Here is a 3,460-nt window from a genome sequence, read left to right on the forward strand (position 1 = left end):
GTGGGGCGGCCGGGTGTACCGGCGGGCGGACGGGTGGTCGTACGACCCTGGCGTCGGCTGGACCTACACCGCGCCGGGCTGCGCCGACGGCACCTGCGCCCCTCGCCGGGCGCCGGGGCGCTGACCGTTAGGCTCTCTTCCCGTGCCCGCGAAGAACGACGGCCCCGACGACGGCGCCACCCCCAGCAAGTCCGTGCAGACCCGCGCCCTGATCCTGGAGACGGCCATGCGGCTGTTCCAGGAGCGCGGCTACGACAAGACGACGATGCGGGCCATCGCCACGGAGGCCGGGGTCTCCGTCGGCAACGCGTACTACTACTTCGCGGGCAAGGAGCACCTGATCCAGGGCTTCTACGACCGGATCGCCGCCGAGCACCAGGTGGCGGTCCGGGAGATCCTGGACCGGGAGACCGATCTGGAGGCCCGGCTCGCGGGCGTGCTGCGGGCGTGGCTGGACATCGCAGCCCCCTACCACGAGTTCGCGGTGCAGTTCTTCAAGAACGCCGCCGACCCGGACAGCCCGCTCAGCCCCTTCTCCCCGGAGTCGGAGCACGCGCGCGAGGAGGCCATCAGCGTCCACCGGGAGGTGCTGGCCGGGGCGACGAAGACCAAGGTGCCCGAGGAACTGCGGGACATCCTGCCCGAGTTGATGTGGCTGTCCCAGATGGGACTCGTCCTGTACTGGATCTTCGACCGGACCGAGGGACGGGAGCGCAGCTACCGGCTCGCCGAGCGCGGCGCCCGGCTCACCGCGCGGGGCGTCGCCCTGGCCCGCTTCCGGGTGCTGCGGCCGCTGGTGCGCGAGGTGCACGAGCTGTTCACGGACTTCCTGCCGGGGATGACGCGGGCGATCCCGGATCCGGCGGCCCCGCGCCGCTCCGGCGACTGAACCACGCCATCTGAAGCACGGCGCCTCAGGCACGGCGTCAGATTCCGGTGAGGCTCCAGAGGCGGAACACGCCCGTGCCGTCCGACAGGTACTGGCCGCCGCCGACGTCCTCGGTGGTGACGACGTACTCCTTGCCCTGCCACAGCGGCAGCACCGGTACGTCCTGGGCGACGGCCTGCTGCACCGAGCGGAAGTCCCGGTCGGCCTCGCCACGGTCGGCGTAGCGCTGGCTGTCCTTGATGAGCCGGTCGACGGTCTTGCTGCTGTAGCCGGTGTTCATGGCGCTGCCGGTGCCGACGAGCGCGGCTTGGAAGGTGTCCGGGTCGGGGAAGTCGGCGACCCAGCCGACGGCGTACGCGTCGAGTGCGCCGCCGGCCCACCGCTTCTGGAAGTCGGTCCACTCGTAGCCCCGGAGGGTGACCTTGAACAGGCCGCTCGCCTCCAGTTCCCGCTTGATCTCGGCGGCCTCCTGCGCACCGGCGCCGCGGCCCTTGGCGTAGCCGTAGGTGAAGCGGACCGGCAGGCTCACGCCGGCCCGGGTGAGCAGCTGCCGTGCCTTCTTCGGGTCCGGCCCGGGATAGTCGTCGAAGAACGAGGCGGTGTGCCCGGTGAGGCCCGCCGGGATCAGGGAGTACAGCGGGTCGACGGTGCCGTCGTAGACGGTGGCGGCGAGCCGCTCGCGGTCGATCAGCCAGGCCATGGCCTGCCGGACCTTCGGGTCGTGCAGGGGCTTGCCCGCGCGGGTGTTGAAGTACAGGTTGCGGGTCTCGGAGCCGTCCGCCTCGAAGACGCGCTGCGTGGGGTCGCTCGGGTTCAGGTCGGCGAGGACGTCGGGCGGCAGCTGGCGGGTCGCGACCTCGACCTGCTTGTCCTTCCAGGCGGTGTCCAGGGCGCCGGGGGTCGCGTAGTAGCGCAGTTCGACGGGCCGGTCCGCGCCGCCCTTGACGGCGCCCTGGTAGCGGTTGTTGGGCGCGAGGACCGCCTTGTCGTCCTTCGTGTAGGAGGTGAGGGTGTACGGGCCGGTGCCGTCGACTCCGTCGCCGGTGCGCAGCTTGGCGGCCGGGTACGCGGTGTGGTCGACGATCGAGCCCGCGCCGGTGGCCACCTTGAACGGGAACGTGGCGTCGGGCGAGGACAGGTGGAAAGTGACGGTCAGCCCGTCGGCGTCCACGGACCGGAGGGTGTCGAGCAGGGACGCCGGGCCGACCGGGGACTTGATCTTCATGATCCGGTCGAAGGAGTACTTCACGTCCTCGCCGGTCATCTTCCGGCCGCCGGGGAAGGTGAGTCCCGAGCGCAGTTCGCAGCGGTACGTGGTGAGGTCGCCGCCGGCGAACGCGCAGCTCCTGGCCGCGTCGGGCACGGGGGTGGTGCCGCCCGGGGCGAAGGTGAGCAGCGACTGGAAGACGTTGCTGAACAGCGCCCAGGAGCCGGCGTCGTAGGCGCCTGCCGGGTCGAGGGACGTGACGGCGTCCGTCGTGCCGACCGTGATGGTCGTGCCGTCCCGCTTCGACGGCACGAGGTGCCAGGCGCCCACCGCGACGGCCGCCAGAACGAGCAGTCCCGCGAGTATCCGCACGCGAACCGATCGCATCGGCCTTGCCCTCCCGAGGCCCTTGGGCCCTTGTGCCAGTGCCACACCCCTTTGTGGCGGCCTCACCCAATCACAGGTGTTTGACCTGGCGGAAGGGAGATCTGCCGAGTTGGGAAAGAACTTACCGATGGGCGTTTTGGTCAGGTTTCACAGCGCTCTCACAGGGTCAGGCCTGCTTCGACGCCAGCTCGACCAGCGTGATGTCCGACGGTGCGCCCACCCGGGTGGGCGGGCCCCAGGCGCCCGCGCCGCGTGAGACGTAGAGCTGGGTGTCGCCGTAGCGTTCCAGGCCCGCGACGGTCGGGTTCGCGGCGGCGGCGAGGAAGTTGCCGGGCCAGAGCTGGCCGCCGTGGGTGTGGCCGGAGAGCTGGAGGTCCACGCCGTAGTCGACGGCGTCGTGGATCTGCACGGGCTGGTGGGCGAGCAGCACGCACGCGCGTGCGGTGTCGCGGTCGCCGAGAGCCTGGGCGTAGTCGGGGCCCTGGCCCTCGTCCTCGCCGGTCACGTCGTTGACTCCGGCCAGGTCGAAGTGCGGCAGCTCCCTGCGGGCGTTCTCCAGGGGGATGAGGCCGAGGCGCCGGACCTCCTCGACCCACTGCTCCGCGCCGGAGAAGTACTCGTGGTTCCCGGTGACGAAGTAGGACCCGTGACGGGCCCTCAGCTGCGCCAGCGGAGCCGCCGCGGGGCCCAGGTCCTTCACACTGCCGTCGACCAGGTCGCCGACCACCGCGATCAGGTCGGGCTGGGTCGCGTTGATCGTGTCGACGACCTTCTGCGCGAAGCCGCGGCCCAGGACCGGGCCGAGGTGCACATCACTGACCACGGCGATCCGGAATCCGTGCGCCGCGCGCGGCAGTTTGGCCAGCGGCACGGTGACCCGCTTCACCTTGGGCCCGCGCAGGACGCCGTACGTCCCGTACCCGACGGTCCCGACAGCGGCGGCCGCGGCGGCCGCTGTCGGGACCGTCGGGTACGGG

General features: G+C 71.6%; 3 protein-coding genes. 1 reads left to right on the top strand and 2 read right to left on the bottom strand.

What is annotated here, in order from left to right; all coding sequences use genetic code 11:
• Window positions 1-142: 142 nt before the first annotated feature.
• Window positions 143-889 (top strand): TetR/AcrR family transcriptional regulator, encoded by a 747-nt coding sequence (locus CA983_RS41680; protein WP_086605855.1) that lies wholly within the window; start codon window positions 143-145, stop codon window positions 887-889.
• A 37-nt stretch (window positions 890-926) separates the two neighbouring features.
• On the opposite strand, the gene CA983_RS41685 is transcribed toward CA983_RS41680, so the two are convergent.
• Both CA983_RS41685 and CA983_RS41690 read right to left on the bottom strand, forming a co-directional pair.
• Window positions 927-2,483 carry an ABC transporter substrate-binding protein gene (locus CA983_RS41685; protein WP_086605856.1) on the bottom strand — a complete coding sequence of 519 codons (1,557 nt, stop codon included), beginning with the start codon at window positions 2,481-2,483 and terminating at the stop codon, window positions 927-929.
• A gap of 166 nt (window positions 2,484-2,649) precedes the next feature.
• On the bottom strand, window positions 2,650-3,460 hold an 811-nt coding region (locus CA983_RS41690), incomplete at its 5' end, for a metallophosphoesterase (RefSeq protein WP_143645743.1).

Source organism: Streptomyces swartbergensis (assembly GCF_002148965.1).
GTDB classification, from domain to species: domain Bacteria; phylum Actinomycetota; class Actinomycetes; order Streptomycetales; family Streptomycetaceae; genus Streptomyces; species Streptomyces swartbergensis.